The organism is Chryseobacterium populi, assembly GCF_000282115.1.
Classification (GTDB): Bacteria; Bacteroidota; Bacteroidia; order Flavobacteriales; family Weeksellaceae; genus Chryseobacterium; species Chryseobacterium populi.
Genome location: NZ_AKJY01000106.1, coordinates 1 through 15,114, shown reverse-complemented (window position 1 = coordinate 15,114; position 15,114 = coordinate 1). Strand labels below are relative to the sequence as shown.

General features: G+C 35.8%; 16 protein-coding genes. 11 read left to right on the top strand and 5 right to left on the bottom strand.

All coding sequences use genetic code 11. The features are described 5' to 3' along the window. Positions 1-98: 98 nt before the first annotated feature. Together PMI13_RS18840 and lpxB are read right to left on the bottom strand one after the other, a co-directional pair. On the bottom strand, positions 99-1,868 hold the full coding sequence (locus PMI13_RS18840; protein ID WP_007846743.1) for a ComEC/Rec2 family competence protein: 1,770 nt from the start codon (positions 1,866-1,868) through the stop codon (positions 99-101). A 136-nt stretch (positions 1,869-2,004) separates the two neighbouring features. Further along, the gene (gene lpxB / locus PMI13_RS18835) at positions 2,005-3,108 is read right to left on the bottom strand and encodes a lipid-A-disaccharide synthase (RefSeq protein WP_034669422.1); all 1,104 of its coding nucleotides are present in this window, start codon (positions 3,106-3,108) and stop codon (positions 2,005-2,007) included. A gap of 79 nt (positions 3,109-3,187) precedes the next feature. Here lpxB and PMI13_RS18830 point away from each other — a divergent pair, with 79 nt between their 5' ends. Then, a complete protein-coding gene (locus PMI13_RS18830; RefSeq protein ID WP_007846741.1) occupies positions 3,188-3,697 on the top strand; it encodes a DUF2480 family protein in 510 nt (169 codons plus the stop codon). A 121-nt stretch (positions 3,698-3,818) separates the two neighbouring features. Further along, positions 3,819-4,472, top strand: coding sequence for a DUF937 domain-containing protein (locus PMI13_RS18825; RefSeq protein ID WP_007846740.1), 654 nt, complete (start codon positions 3,819-3,821; stop codon positions 4,470-4,472). A 55-nt stretch (positions 4,473-4,527) separates the two neighbouring features. On the opposite strand, the gene PMI13_RS20990 is transcribed toward PMI13_RS18825, so the two are convergent. Continuing rightward, entirely contained in the window at positions 4,528-4,644 is a 117-nt protein-coding gene (locus tag PMI13_RS20990) for a 30S ribosomal protein THX (protein ID WP_007846739.1), read from the bottom strand. An 83-nt stretch (positions 4,645-4,727) separates the two neighbouring features. Further along, positions 4,728-6,122, bottom strand: a complete 1,395-nt coding sequence (locus PMI13_RS18820; protein ID WP_007846738.1) for an MATE family efflux transporter — start codon at positions 6,120-6,122, stop codon at positions 4,728-4,730. A 197-nt stretch (positions 6,123-6,319) separates the two neighbouring features. Between PMI13_RS18820 and PMI13_RS18815 the strand changes: the two genes are divergently transcribed. From PMI13_RS18815 to PMI13_RS18775, 9 genes are all read left to right on the top strand, one after another. Next, positions 6,320-6,904 (top strand): DUF2975 domain-containing protein, encoded by a 585-nt coding sequence (locus tag PMI13_RS18815; protein ID WP_007846737.1) that lies wholly within the window; start codon positions 6,320-6,322, stop codon positions 6,902-6,904. Between the two features lie 2 nt (positions 6,905-6,906). Further along, positions 6,907-7,110 carry a helix-turn-helix domain-containing protein gene (locus tag PMI13_RS18810; RefSeq protein WP_007846734.1) on the top strand — a complete coding sequence of 68 codons (204 nt, stop codon included), beginning with the start codon at positions 6,907-6,909 and terminating at the stop codon, positions 7,108-7,110. A gap of 10 nt (positions 7,111-7,120) precedes the next feature. Further along, positions 7,121-7,564, top strand: a complete 444-nt coding sequence (locus PMI13_RS18805; protein WP_007846733.1) for an ankyrin repeat domain-containing protein — start codon at positions 7,121-7,123, stop codon at positions 7,562-7,564. Between the two features lie 149 nt (positions 7,565-7,713). Then, positions 7,714-8,151 carry an ankyrin repeat domain-containing protein gene (locus PMI13_RS18800; protein WP_007846732.1) on the top strand — a complete coding sequence of 146 codons (438 nt, stop codon included), beginning with the start codon at positions 7,714-7,716 and terminating at the stop codon, positions 8,149-8,151. A 162-nt stretch (positions 8,152-8,313) separates the two neighbouring features. Continuing rightward, positions 8,314-10,068 (top strand): aspartate--tRNA ligase, encoded by a 1,755-nt coding sequence (gene aspS / locus PMI13_RS18795; protein WP_007846730.1) that lies wholly within the window; start codon positions 8,314-8,316, stop codon positions 10,066-10,068. 246 nt (positions 10,069-10,314) lie between these two features. Next, positions 10,315-11,100 (top strand): non-homologous end joining protein Ku, encoded by a 786-nt coding sequence (ku, locus tag PMI13_RS18790; RefSeq protein ID WP_007846728.1) that lies wholly within the window; start codon positions 10,315-10,317, stop codon positions 11,098-11,100. Next, complete coding sequence (locus tag PMI13_RS18785) at positions 11,100-11,702, top strand: DNA polymerase ligase N-terminal domain-containing protein (protein ID WP_007846727.1); 603 nt, start codon at positions 11,100-11,102, stop codon at positions 11,700-11,702. Before ku ends, PMI13_RS18785 begins: the two co-directional genes overlap by 1 nt. Before the next feature lie 77 nt (positions 11,703-11,779). Beyond that, on the top strand, positions 11,780-13,669 hold the full coding sequence (gene ligD / locus PMI13_RS18780) for a DNA ligase D (protein WP_007846726.1): 1,890 nt from the start codon (positions 11,780-11,782) through the stop codon (positions 13,667-13,669). Positions 13,670-13,701: 32 nt separating this feature from the next. Next, a complete protein-coding gene (locus PMI13_RS18775; protein WP_007846725.1) occupies positions 13,702-14,229 on the top strand; it encodes a hypothetical protein in 528 nt (175 codons plus the stop codon). 4 nt (positions 14,230-14,233) lie between these two features. Here the strand turns inward: PMI13_RS18775 and PMI13_RS18770 are convergent, their stop codons facing one another. Further along, the gene (locus PMI13_RS18770; RefSeq protein ID WP_007846724.1) at positions 14,234-14,965 is read right to left on the bottom strand and encodes an SDR family NAD(P)-dependent oxidoreductase; all 732 of its coding nucleotides are present in this window, start codon (positions 14,963-14,965) and stop codon (positions 14,234-14,236) included. Positions 14,966-15,114 lie beyond the last annotated feature (149 nt).

Here is a 15,114-nt window from a genome sequence, read left to right as displayed (position 1 = left end):
TATTAAAAAGTGAGAAATCTCACAATTAGATAGTTTGTAACCTTTCTAAATAAGCTTATAAAGCGGTATAATTAAAGGAAAAACAAAAAAATTAACAATTATTTTATATTGTAAATTTTACCATTATAAACAACTTTCTGCGCAGAAGCCGGAAAAATTTTTATTTCTGTGTGGTGCAATCTTCTTGAAGAGTGATACGGATTAACAATATACCTGATAATCTTCTCCTTATCCGAACTATGTTCAATCCAGAAGCAGGCATTAACTCCTTTTTTCACTGAAAATATCTTATGCCTATTAAAATTATGAACCAGGAATTCCATTTCTCTGGTTTCAATAAAATCAAAGCCGGTCCGCAGTATAGAAAACACAAGAAGTCCTAATATTAACCTTATAGAATTTTTAGTATCGAACTTTAAAACTGCGAATCTTAACAGATACAGAACCACAAACAAACAGCCTACTTCAACCATATTCATTGCAATATTTTCAAAAAATACCCTGTCAAAACCAGCAAACCAATGGATGCACTTCAGTAAGATCCGGATAATAAAATCATAAATCATACTTAAAAAACGGAAATCAAGATCAAAAGCAATCAGAGCCGTCATTAAAAATGAAAACACAATAATAATTTCTGAGAAAGGAACAATTACAAGATTAGCGATGATTGAAACAAATGAAAACTGGTGAAAATAGTACAGCACCAGCGGTAATGTTGCCAATTGTGCTGAAACGGAAATGGATGCGGTATTAAAGATCAGTTTCTTTAAATAATGATCCTGTTTCGGAAAATATCTCAAAATAGGCTGATTGAGCCAGAAGATTCCTAAAACAGCAACAAAACTTAGCTGAAAGCCTACCTCAAAAACCTGCTGTGTATCAAAAATCAAAATAATAAACCCTGACAGTGCAAGTGAATGCAGTACATCCGGTTTCCTCTGAAGCAATACATATATAAAATACACGGTCAGCATAATACACGACCGTAAAACAGAGTTTCCAAACCCGATAAATATGGCAAACAGCCATATGAAACCAAGACTTGAAATAATTGCATATTTTCTGTAGCGTAAAGGAAGAAAACGCGTCAGTAAAAAATAAAACAATCCAAAGATGACAACAATATGGGTTCCTGAAATAGCCAGAAAATGCACCAGTCCCGATACATTAAAGTCCTTTACCGTTTGAGCATCAGTCTCCGTTCTGTCCGCCAGAATGATTCCCTTTAAGAATTCTTTGGTTTGTACAGACATTTCAGCCCTATCAATACTTTGCAAAACGTCCAGTCTTTTCTGCAAAATCTTTTCATTTAAACTTAAATCATTCCTTACAGCAGAAAAAACGCTATCATTTGCATAACATTGATAATGAATATTTTTTCTTTTCAAATACCCTGCATAATCAAACTGAAAATCATGCTGCGGAGATTTTGGCAGGGTTATATAAGCCAGGGTTTTATAATAATGATTAAAATCCAGCTCTTTATGTTTTACCGGAATATATAAAATTGCATTGCTATTTTCTTTCCCGACCTGAAAAACAATCTCATATTTTTTATTCTTCTCATTGGAATTTAATTTCCTGGAAATCTTAAAAAGAATTGTTTCTTTGGATGAAGCAGGAAAATTCTCATTAGAAAAAGAATTAAAAAAATGAAGAATAATACCCAACCCGAAAAACAACAAACCCGAACAAACAGGTCTCAGCCGATGTAAAAAATAAGATTGGAAAAAATTTAAAATCAAAATAAGTAAACAGCAACCGATGATAGCATATATCGAACTATCATTCAGACTGAACTGATCCTGGAAGAAAATTCCAAGAATAAAACATATTACAAGAATAAGAAGCGGTTGTCTGCTCAAACCTCATTATTTAGTTTTTTAAAATAATAAAATGTTTGGCAAGCAGGTAGCATTAAATTGGCTGGAATAAAGATTTTTTACTCTTGAGAATAATTAACAGAGAGCCTGATTTTATACTATAAAAATTGAATTTACATTAAACTTTTAAAATAACTTCAGCAGCATTATCACTTGCTCCTTTTCCACCGAGTTTTTGTCTTAAAAGCTCGTAATCTTTAAGAACTTTTTGTCTTTTTTCTCCCTCTAAAATCAGGGTAAATTCTTTCACCAGATTCTTAGTATTCAAATCATTTTGAATCAGTTCTTTTACCACTTCCCTATCCATAATCAGATTAACAAGAGAAATATAATTGATATTTTTTATCAGTCTTTTAGCAATCGCATAGGAAATCTTACTTCCCCGGTAGCATACAACCTCGGGAACATTCAGTAAAGCAGTTTCCAGAGTAGCCGTTCCGGACGTGACTAAAGCTGCTTTTGAGCACCTCAGCAGATCATACGTTTTATTGGAAACAAAATGAACATTATCATCCACATATTTCTGATAAAATTCTTTTGAAAGACTCGGCGCACCGGCAATAACAAACTGATAATCTTTAAAATAAGACCTTATCGAAAGCATAATTTCAAGCATTTTTTCTACCTCCTGTTTTCTTGATCCCGGCAAAAGAGCGATGATTTCTTTTTCATTTAAACCGTGTTCTTTTTTAAAATCTTCAATGTTTATTTCTTTCAGGCTTGAAATAGCGTCCAGTAAAGGATGTCCCACAAAATGGGAATGAACACCATGCTTTTTGTAGAAATCTTCTTCAAACGGAAGAATAACCATCATTTCGTCCACATACTTTTTGATGACCTCCACTCTTCCTTCTTTCCATGCCCAAAGCTGCGGAGAAATATAGTACACGACCTTAATTCCCAGTTCTTTTGCAAATTTTGCAATCCTTAGATTAAAACCGGGATAATCGACAAGGATCAGGATATCAGGCTGATGATTTTTAATATCCTCTTTACAGAACTTTATATTATTCAGGATGGTTCTCAGGTTCATCGCCACTTCAAGAAACCCCATGAAAGCCAGGTCACGGTAATGTTTCACCAGTGTACCCCCTTGTTCTTTCATCAGGTCACCACCCCAAAATCTGAATTCTGCGTTGGGATCTTTCTTTTTTAAAGCTTTCATCAGATTGCTTCCGTGTAAATCTCCTGATGCTTCTCCGGCAATAATATAATACTTCATTTCTATGATAAGGATAGAGAACAAATTAAGGCTTTGTTGAATCTTAATTTGTAAATTTGTTCAAAGATAATGATAAAAAATGTCAGAAGAATTTGAAATCCGAAATAAAATCGCTGAAAGCGGATTAGTCAATTTTGATCTTGCCCAGCTTCTTCCAAAAGGAGTAAGAAAGGGAATTGACCTTAAAGATTTTCTTTTTCAGGAAATGATTTTGAAAGAAAAAGATTTCCGTGAAAAAGTAGCGGCAATTAATACGGAGGAGTATCAGGATGCTTATATTTATATTTACAATTCGGCGGATGCCATTGTTCCGCTTTGGGCTTATTTTGTATTAACCGCTAAACTTACGGATGCTGCAAAAAAAATAGTTTTTGGAAGCCGGGAAGATCTGGAAGTGATCTTAATGCATAATGCCATTCAGACTTATGATTTCGAAGAAATGCGGGGAAAAAGGGTTCTGGTAAAAGGCTGTTCAGATAAAGAAATCCCGGAAAATGCATATATCGAACTTGTAGAGCAGCTGAAACCGATTGTAAAGTCACTCATGTTCGGAGAGGCTTGTTCCAATGTTCCTATTCTAAAAAATTAGACCTAAAAATCAACCACTTATAGAAAATCAAAAACTTTAACAGTAATTTTAGATAAAAAAAGTTATTGGGGAATATTTTTTGATAACTTTGGTTTACTTAACAATTAAATAAACACAAACTATGAGTTTAATCGACCTACTTACAGGGAACACCAGCAATCAGGTTGCTGATCAGGCTGAAAACAAATTCGGAATCAGCAGAAACCAGATCATTGCCTTATTGGCTGTTGCTGCACCGTTAATTATTTCGTATCTGAGAAAAAAATCCCAGGACAGCAATGAAGCTGAAGCCCTGAATAATGCTTTAGATAAAGATCACGATGGAAGTATCCTGGATGACTCATCTCAACTGGAAGCAAGACAGGCAGAGGGCGGTTCAATTCTTAGTCATATTTTTGGTGGTGAAAAACAAGCGGTAGAGAACCAGCTTTCTCAGAACACAGGAATCTCGATTGACAAAATCGGACCTATATTGGCTATGTTGGCACCGGTTATTATGGGATATATTGGCAAGGAAAAACAACAAAACAATGTTGGAGCGGGCGGTTTAGGAGATTTATTGGGCGGAATTCTCGGAAATGCATCCAACCAGGCCCAGGCTCAGCAATCCAGTCCTTTAAATGATATTTTAGGAAGTGTATTGGGTGGTGGGCAGTCTCAGTCTTCCGGAAACCCTCTTAATGATATCCTTGGAAGCGTACTTGGCGGCGGACAACAGCAGCAAGGTGGCGGCGGACTGGGAAATATTCTCGGGAATATTTTAGGCGGAAAATAATTTAATTTGTATATAAAAAAGGCCGGAGATCATTCTTCGGTCTTTTTATTTGTTATTACTTAGATTTCTTTTCTGAGGCTACCACTAATTTTGAAGCTTTTCTCGGCCTTCTTTTGCCATAGCTTCCGTTATTAATTTTACCTCTTCTTGATTTTTTGTCTCCTTTTCCCATAAACTAATTATTTTGTTGATTCTTACGAATTTAAAAAATTGACACTAAAAATCCAAGATTTTGGCTGTTAAAGTTTTATAAATCTAAACTTTAATGGTCTTCCATTTTCCTCTCTTAAAAAAGATAAATGCAAAAACAGTGATCAGTATTTCTGCGGTAGGAATAGAGATAAATACTCCTTTCGGACCCATTTCCAGGTATTTTGAAAGAAAATAAGCCAGTGGAATCTGGAACAGCCAGAAACCGAAAAAGTTGATCCAGGTTGGTGTCCAGGTATCACCCGCCCCGTTGAATGCATTGATCATTACCATTCCGATTCCGTAAAATATAAAGCCTACACTCATAATATGAAGCGCATTTTTAGCAAAGTTTTTAATTTCATTGTCCTGTGTAAAAAAACCAACCAGCAGATCTCCTAAAAAGAAGAAAATAAGGCTTACGGCAAACATAAAGATAACATTATACTTTACCGTTTTCATCACAGACTGTTCAGCCCTGAGCATTTCATTAGCACCCATATTCTGCCCAACCAATGTGGAAGCGGCATTGCTCAATCCCCAGGCGGGAAGCATGAAAAACATCATTAAACGCAGTGCAGTCTGATAACCTGCTGAAGCATTCTCACCACCTGTTGTCGCTACCAATTGAGCAAGAAATATCCAGCTGCATGAAGCAATCACAAACTGAAAAATACCGGGAGTAGCAATTTTCACCACAGATTTTATCAGCTTAATATCAGGTTTAAAATAATTGAGCTTGATCCTGATTTGGGTATCGGCAATCAGAAGATGGTACAATTGATAGGCAACCCCTATGCTTCTTCCGATTGTAGTAGCCAAAGCTGCTCCGGTTAATCCCATCGCGGGAACAGGCCCAAAACCATTGATAAGAACCGGACAAAGTATAATATTGGCAATATTGGCTATCCAAAGGCTCTTCATGGCAATGGCTGCATTTCCTGCTCCCCTGAAAATACCGTTAATCAAAAACAAAAGCATAATAATAACACTGCTTGCCATCATAATCCTTGTAAAATTTTTACCATAGGCTGTAGCTTCAGGCCTAGATCCCATCAGAATCAGAATTTCCTCAGCATAGATTATGCCCAGCAGGCTCAACAGGAAAGTAACTGCAAAAGACACCAGTAAAACCTGTGCTGCACTCCTGGAAGCCTGCTCCGGATTTTTTTCACCGATTCTTCTCGCTACCATCGCTGTTGCAGCCATACTCATTCCTATCGCAATGGAATACATAATGGAAAGCACAGATTCCGTGAGCCCTACCGTTTGTATGGCAAATCCGCTTTCTTTAAGGTGACCTACAAAATATAAATCTACCAGGGCAAAAACTGATTCCATGGCCATTTCAAGCATCATCGGTATGGCCAAAAGAAGAACAGCACTTCTGATGTTCACTTTCGTAAAATCAGTCTCCTCACCACTGAATGCTTTTTTCAAAAAGTCAATATATTTTGTCATGATTTTATGGTTTACTTCACAAAAATATTCATTCAAAAGCAATTAAAAGTTGGCATATGAAAAGTTTTTCATGTTGTTATAAATGCAATCTTCATAACAATTAAAAAGCATTACATGAGTCATTATTTCAAAATAACAATAAAAATTTACTGTAATACGATAAATTTTTATACATTTACAACAATAAAAAACATCACATGAAATTAATTGGGGAAAAATCCTTATCAACGATCTTAAACAAATTGTTATTGGTTGGTTCTGTTATCCAGGTCTTATATTTAGTTTATTTAATTTTTGGATTTATTGTGGCTTATTATAATCTTTATCAGAAAACACAATATTTTTCAAACACTTTTAAAACCGGAAATTTCAATAATGGAGTTGATAAGACAGCTTCTGATCCGTTAAATTTCCAATTCAACATGCCACTTTCCGATGCTGTGATCAAAGGTGATTATACTCTTTACACCTTTATCTCAATCATATTTTTCATTGGATTTTACAGCATATTTACTTTTTATTTATTCAGGATTTTCAAAGGAATGAGCTCAGAAATCCTTTTTAACACTAAAGTAATCCGACATCTGAGACAGTTTGCCTTATTCAACATAGCTTTTATTCCTATCTATTCTACTATTCTGTTTTTTATGGATAAATCTGTGTACAATATAGATCCTATGTTTATTTTACTTCATCTTACAATAGGAGTCATCATTCTTTTTATAATAGAATTCTTTAAAAAGGGATATGAATTACAGCTGGAAAACGACTTAACAATATAATTATGCCGATAATTATCAACATTGATGTGATGCTTGCCAAAAGAAAAATGCAATCCCAGGAATTAGCCGAAAAAATCGGGATAACGCAGGCTAATCTTTCAATTTTAAAAAACGGAAAAGCCAAAGCCATAAAAATCTCAACTTTAGAAGCAATCTGCACGGCATTAGATTGTCAGCCAGGCGATATACTAGAATTTAAACCTTAAAAAATACAATATGCAATTACACCAAACATTAAAGACAATCGTTTTAACATTCGGAGTGTTCTCAGCTACATCTGTAAATGCCCAGGAACTGACCAACGAGCATAAACAAATGCTGAAGTATGATAATACAGCTTATTTCGCAGACCTGGTAAATAAAGAAAATATCAATACATGCTACCAGATTGAAAACAATTCTTATACTTTGTTAGGTCTGGCAATTAAAATGAACAGCAAAGAAGTATTTCAGAAGCTTATTCATGAAAAAGCAGATTTAAATAAAGCCTGTGACGGAAAAACACCACTGATGTTTGCCGCAAAATATGGCAATACTCAACTGACAAAGAAGCTTCTGCTAAGCGGTGCAAAAAAAGATATCAAAACATCTGCAGGTTATACCGCTCTGGATTACGCCAGAAAATATGAAAAACCTGAAATTGTTAAAATTCTGGAGTAACATTTTTTCTCTTTTTCAAAGCAATATATTTTCATGATTTTACAATCAATAACAGAATAATCTGGCCAATAGAAAGGTGATTATTATCAAAAATTAGCAATTGGTATTAAAATTTAATTTAGATTTGCATATTCTTAAAAATTATTCCTATGAAAAAAATAATCTCTACTACTTTAGTATTCGGAATCTTTTTGTTTACCAGTTTCTTCTTTGGACAGGAGATGTCAAAAGAGCAGAGAAAAGCTTTCCAGACGGATAATATCGACGTTTTTAAAGCTGCTTTTTCTAAAGCTGATTACAACAAATGTTTTAGCATAAAGGAAGAATCCTATACGCTTCTTTCATTCAGTGTAAAGCATAACCGTAAAAATGTTTTCAATTACCTGTTGGCTAATCATGCAGAGGTAAATAAAGCATGTAACAATCAGACCCCTTTAATGATAGCGGGAATGTATGGAAATGCTGATATGGCTAAAACATTATTGAAAAAAGGAGCTGATAAAAATGCAAAAAACGGAAACGGAGAAACGGCAAAGGACTTTTCTGTAAAATACAAACAAGCCGCCCTTACCGCAATTTTAAAATAAAACATACAAAATACCATCTTAAAAACTTCCTTTCGGAAGTTTTTTTTGTTTTTAAAACATGCAAAAACCTTATCTTTGCACCTGTAATTCAAGGTTTAAAAACTTCAATACTCCAAAGATTGAATCGTGAACCTTAAAACATTGAACTTTAAACAACAAACTATGTTTCGAACGCACACCAACGGAGAATTATCTCTAAAGAATCTTAATGAAGAAGTTACACTTTCAGGATGGGTACAGACCATCCGTGATAAAGGATTTATGATTTGGATAGATCTTCGGGACCGTTACGGAATTACCCAGCTGGTTCTGGATCAGGACCGCTCTTCCACTCAATTGATGGAAGAAGCTAAAAAACTTGGCCGTGAATTTGTGATCCAGGTTTCCGGAAAGGTAATCGAAAGGGTGAGCAAAAACCCTAACATTCCTACCGGGGAAATTGAAATATTGGTTGAAACACTTACAATTCTTAATGATTCCCAGCTCCCGCCTTTCACGATTGAAGATGAAACTGACGGTGGTGAAGAATTAAGAATGAAATACCGTTACCTGGATATCAGGAGAAACCCGGTAAAAGATAAACTGATCTTCCGCCACAAAATGGCGCAGAAAGTGAGAAATTATCTTTCCGAAGAAGGATTTATTGAAGTGGAAACTCCGGTTTTAATCAAATCTACTCCGGAAGGGGCAAGAGACTTTGTCGTTCCAAGCAGAATGAACCCGGGACAGTTTTATGCATTACCACAATCTCCACAAACCTTCAAACAGCTTTTGATGGTGGGCGGAATGGATAAATACTTCCAGATTGTAAAATGTTTCCGTGATGAGGATTTAAGAGCCGACAGACAGCCGGAATTTACTCAGATCGACTGTGAAATGGCTTTTGTAGAGCAGGAAGATGTAATGAATGTTTTCGAAGGAATGACCAAAACTCTTTTAAAAGATATTACCGGTCAGGAATTCGGAGATTTCCCGAGAATGACCTTCGCCGATGCCATGAGAAAATACGGAAACGATAAGCCGGATATCCGTTTCGGAATGGAGTTCGTGGAATTGAATGAGCTTGTCAAAGGAAAAGACTTCAAAATATTCGATGATGCAGAATTAGTCGTGGGAATTAATGTAGAAGGATGTGCAGAATATACAAGAAAGCAGATCGATGAATTGGTGGACTGGGTTAAACGTCCACAGATCGGCGCTTCAGGAATGGTTTGGGCAAAATTCCAGAATGACGGAGTGAAAACTTCTTCTGTAAATAAATTTTATAATGAAGAAGATCTTGCTAAAATCATTGAAAAATTCGGTGCCAAAGAAGGAGATTTGATGTTGATTCTTTCAGGAAACGAAAACAAGGTAAGAGCCCAGCTCTCCGCTTTGAGAATGGAGCTTGGAAACCGTTTGGGATTGAGAAAAGGAAATCAGTTTGCTCCACTTTGGGTAGTAGATTTCCCGCTTTTGGAGTGGGATGAAGATACTCAAAGATTCCATGCCATGCACCACCCTTTCACTTCTCCAAAGCCTGAAGATATTCATTTACTGGAAACTGATCCCGGGAAAGCAAGGGCGAATGCTTATGATATGGTGCTGAACGGAAACGAAATCGGTGGCGGTTCTATCAGAATTTTCGATAAGGATCTTCAATCTAAAATGTTTGATTTATTAGGATTCAGTAAAGAAGGAGCAGAATCACAGTTTGGATTCTTGATGAATGCCTTCAAATACGGAGCACCTCCACACGGTGGTTTAGCTTTCGGCTTTGACCGTCTGGTAGCGATTCTTGACGGAAACGAAGTGATCAGAGATTACATTGCTTTCCCTAAAAATAATTCAGGGCGTGACGTGATGATCGATGCACCGGCCTCCATCGCCGATGAACAGCTCGATGAACTGGAATTAAAATTGAATTTAAAAGCATAAATTTAAAGCGGGGAAATTTCTCCGCTTTTTTATTATCTTTATTAGCATTCAACGGCGAAATTTTTTAAAATGCTGCCCGACAGCAGGATTAATGATGGCTCTGTTGCTTTATTTCATCTTCATTTCAAAAAAAAACATTCTGTCAACGAGAAAGAGCTTATATTACATTAAAGCCAGCAATAAACATAATTTAATATCCTTTTTTAATGGCACATTCATTGCACACTTTTACCCAAACGTAAGACAATGAAAGCAATTTGGAATGGCGCCATTGGCTTTGGTTTAGTCAATATTCCTGTTAAGATTTATTCTGCGACAGAAACCAGCAAATTGGATTTGGACATGCTTGACAAATCTGATTTTTCTAATATTAAATTCAAAAGAGTCAACGAAAAAACTGGAAAAGAAGTAAAATGGGAAAACATCGTTAAGGCCTATCTGATGAATGATAAATACATCGTTCTTGAAGATGAGGACTATGAAGCGGCAAGTCCCGAGAAAACCAAAATACTTGCTATAGAACATTTTGTAAAAGAAGTGGAGGTAGACAGTGTTTATTTTGAAACTCCCTATTTTCTGGAATCTCAGAAAAATGGTGAAAATGCTTACAGACTTCTGATAAAAGCCCTTCAGGAAATTAAAATGGCAGGTGTAGGAACTTTTGTCCTTCGTGAAAGTGAAGCTATTGGGATGATCCGCCCTTACAATGATGAAATCTTAATCTTAAACCGGTTAAGGTTCGATCAGGAGATCAGAGATTATAAAGACCTGAAAATCCCGGCTAAAAAAGCACCGAAACCAGCCGAGCTCAAAATGGCAGTAAGCCTTATCAAACAATTATCTGAAGATTTTGACCCTACAGTTTATAAAGACACTTATTCTGAGTCTTTAATGAAAATTATCACACAAAAAGCTAAGGGTAAAAATGTAAAAGCTAAAGCAACCGCACCTGTTAAGGAAGGTAAAGTAATTGACCTTATGGCTCAGTTAAAAGCCAGCTTACAGAATCCCAAATCTAAAACCGCATCATAATGGCTCTCAAAGATTATAACAAAAAACGGAAATTCGATGAAACCAGCGAACCTAAGGGCAAGGCAAAAAAGAGTACAAACAAACTGATTTTTGTGATCCAAAGACACGCAGCAACCCGGCTTCATTATGACTTCCGTTTAGAAATGGAAGGTGTTTTAAAAAGCTGGGCGGTTCCAAAAGGCCCGTCACTGGACCCGAAAGACAAACGTCTGGCCATGATGGTGGAAGATCACCCCTATGACTATAAAGATTTTGAAGGAAATATTCCGGAAGGAAACTACGGAGCCGGACAGGTTGAAGTCTGGGACAGCGGAACTTATGAACCCCTGGATGAAACCAGTAAACTTTCTGATGAGAAAGAGTTGTTGAAAGAACTACATGCAGGTTCTTTAAAATTTATTTTACACGGTAAAAAGCTTAAGGGAGAATTTGCCCTTGTAAAAATGAAAAACACTGAAGACAACGCCTGGCTGCTGATCAAACATAAAGACGAGTTTGCAGAAAGCCCTTACGACGCAGAAAAAAATACATCTCCAAAATCTTTGGTAACGAAATTTTTAGAGGAAAAAAAAAGCCTGAAAAACGACAAAAAGAAGTCATAACTTCTGCTTCAGAAAAGAGATTCAGAAGTTTCAATTCCCTGACTAACGAGAGAAAACTCAAAGATTTCATTAAGCCGATGCTTACCAAATCTTTTGCAAAGGCATTCGATGATAAAGACTGGGTTTTTGAAATAAAATGGGATGGCTACAGGGCAATCACAGATCTTAGAAGTAAAAGCCCTCTTTTCTACTCCCGTAATGGAATTTCCTTCCTCTCTAAATTTGAAAAAATAGCCCGTGATTTTGATCAGCAAAAACATGAGATGGTTCTGGACGGTGAAATCGTGGCTTACGATGATCAGGGCAGGCCTAGTTTCCAATTGTTACAGCAAATCGGTGATAATCCCAATTTAGCTATGGTTTATCAGGTTTTTGATCTGCTTTGGCTCAATGGGCATTCCACAGAAAATCTTCCGCTGCTTCAACGAAAAGAATTATTAAAAGATGTACTAACTGAAACTGAGATGATCAAATACTGTGACCATATTCCTGAACGTGGTATTGATTTTTTCAATCAGATGAAAAAAATGAAACTGGAAGGAATGATCGCAAAAAAGTCAGACAGCATTTATCTCGAAAATCACAGAAGCAGTGACTGGCTCAAAATAAAATTCACCAACACTGAAGAGACTATTATTTGCGGATTTACTGAACCCCGTGGCTCAAGAAAAGGTTTCGGGTCGTTGATTTTAGGAAAGTATATTGATGGAAAACTTACTTATTCCGGGCATGCAGGAACAGGTTTTAACAGTGAATCTTTACATCAGCTGCATGAACAGCTTGAAAAAATAGTTATCAAAAAGTCTCCGTTTGAACAGATTCCCAAAACCAATATGCCTGTAACATGGGTAAAACCTGAGCTGGTTTGTGAAATAAAATATTCAGAAGTCACAAAAGACGGTATTTTCCGGCATCCTGTTTTTGCAGCAATCCGTGAAGATAAAGAACCTAAGGAAATTACAGATTCAACCCATAATGTAATCCCAACCAACAAAAAACCAAAAGAAATGAAAGCTAAAACTTCATCAAAAAATACTGAAGTTTCTTCTCAGAAAGAGAAAGAAATTACATTAAACAGACATGTTGTAAAGCTCACTAACCAGGATAAAATTTATTTTCCGAAAGACGGCGTTACCAAAGGTGATGTGGTCGAATATTATCAGTCTGTTGCCGAATATATTTTACCTTATTTAAAAAACCGTCCGTTATCGTTAAACCGTTTTCCCAACGGAATTGAAGAACAAGGTTTTTATCAGAAAGATGCAAGTGACAATATTCCTGACTGGGTAAGGACCACAGAAGTCTATTCCGAATCCAATGATAAATACATTGATTATATTTACTGTAATGACAAGGCTACACTTGCTTATCTCAATAATTTAGGCTGCATCGATCTCAACCCCTGGAACAGTGCCCTTCCCGATCTGGAACACCCAGATTATCTGGTTCTGGATCTCGATCCTTCAAAGAAAAATACTTTTGATGATGTGATTGAAACTGCTCTTCAGGTAAGAATGGTTTTAGATTCGGTTAAGATCAAAGGGTATTGCAAAACTTCCGGCAGTACGGGAATTCACATCTATATTCCTATGGGAGCAAAGTATAATTTTGACCAGGTAAAAGATTTCGCGCATATCCTGATGAAACAGGTGAATGAGCAGCTTCCGGAAATCACCACCCTGGAAAGAAGTTTACAGAAAAGAAATGATAAGAAAATTTATCTTGATTACCTTCAGAACAGAACCGGACAAACTTTAGCGAGTGCTTACAGCTTAAGACCTAAAGAAGGAGCTTCCGTTTCCATGCCTTTGGAATGGGATGAATTAAAACCCGGTTTAAAACCCACTGATTTTACAATTGAAAATGCTTTGGAAAGAATAAAAGAAAAAGGAGATTTGTTTAAACCTGTCATAGGAAAAGGTATTGATATGATGAAGGCATTGGAGCTGTTGCAAAGTATGGAGTAATTTTTGATATTTTCAGATAAAGCTAAAACTCAATGAAAAATATCTTTTTTATTTTTTCTTCAATTATTTGCATTAATTGTTCTAATAATGAAAGTACCAAGAAAAATTCAAATGTAGATTACTCTTTTGATAATATTTTAGGTTATCAGGATACCTTATTTATAAAATCCAGATTTGCTGATTGTGGCGAATGGGGCGGCCATAATGAATTAATTAAAATATATTCTTTCGAAAACAAAATGAAGCTAACTTATACAACATATAAAATCGATTGTGGAGTTAGAGATAAATCAGGTTCAATTACACAAGTTGAAAATTCCATTAAAAATAAATTTTTATCACATGATGATAAATCAAGTTTAATGAAATATATTAACAATTTAATGAAATATAAATTTATCCGCAATGAATTTGGTAATAGTGGAAATACTTTTTCAATTGAAGACAGCAAAGGCCAGCTTAAACTTTCGCAATATGGAAATAATGGTAGTCTGCTTACTAATTATAATGATTTAATGAAAAATTTAGGATTTCCAAATGTTATTGTTAAAAACAACTGAGGAATTATGGAAGTTTTGCCACCAAACTCTCCGGCAATATTTTCAAAATCAAATAAATCAATTTCCATTTAAAATTCGGAACAATGGTAAAAGAATTTCCGGCATTCACAATGCATTTTGCCACGTAATCCGGCTCCATGATTAAAGATTCATTCAGTTGTAGCCCTTCATTGATTTTTGTCCGGATATAGCCGATTACCAAAGCATTGACTTTAATATTTCTTGAAGCCAGTTCCTGCCTTAAACCAGCCAGGTAAGTCGTAAAAGCCGCTTTTGTGCTCCCATAAACAAAATTACTTTTTCTTCCCCTCACCCCTGAAAGTGACGATAATCCGACAATCCTTTCCAGATTTTTATTGCTTCTGTCCGTCGCAATAATATTCAGAATGGAAACAGCTCCCATGTAATTGACCAGCATCATTTGCTGTGCTCCTTTAAAATCTTTCAGGGCTTTTTCATTATCGACTAAAAATCCTGCTGCGTAAACAACAATATGAGGTTGAACAGGAAGCTTGCCATAAAACGTCTCATGAGAATTAAAATCCACAGAATCAAAATACAAAACCGAAACTTTTGAATCCAGCCTGTTTTCTGTTACAAATTCTTTTAACGATTTTGTATTTCTGGAAGCTGCTATTACAAAAAATCCTTTTTCAGCATATTGCCTGATACATTGTTTGGCAACATCTGAATTTGCCCCCAGAATGAGAACGGTTTTGCTTGTGTTTTGATTCATTGGGCAAAGATAATTTTTTATTAAACATCAATTTCACTAATTTTTAATGATAGTATAGAGATCAGGACTTCCGTTGCTATTCTAACGAAAGGAAATCTTATAATGCGACCTATAAAAAAGTTTCGGCGGGGTGAGCAAAGCTCACCCCG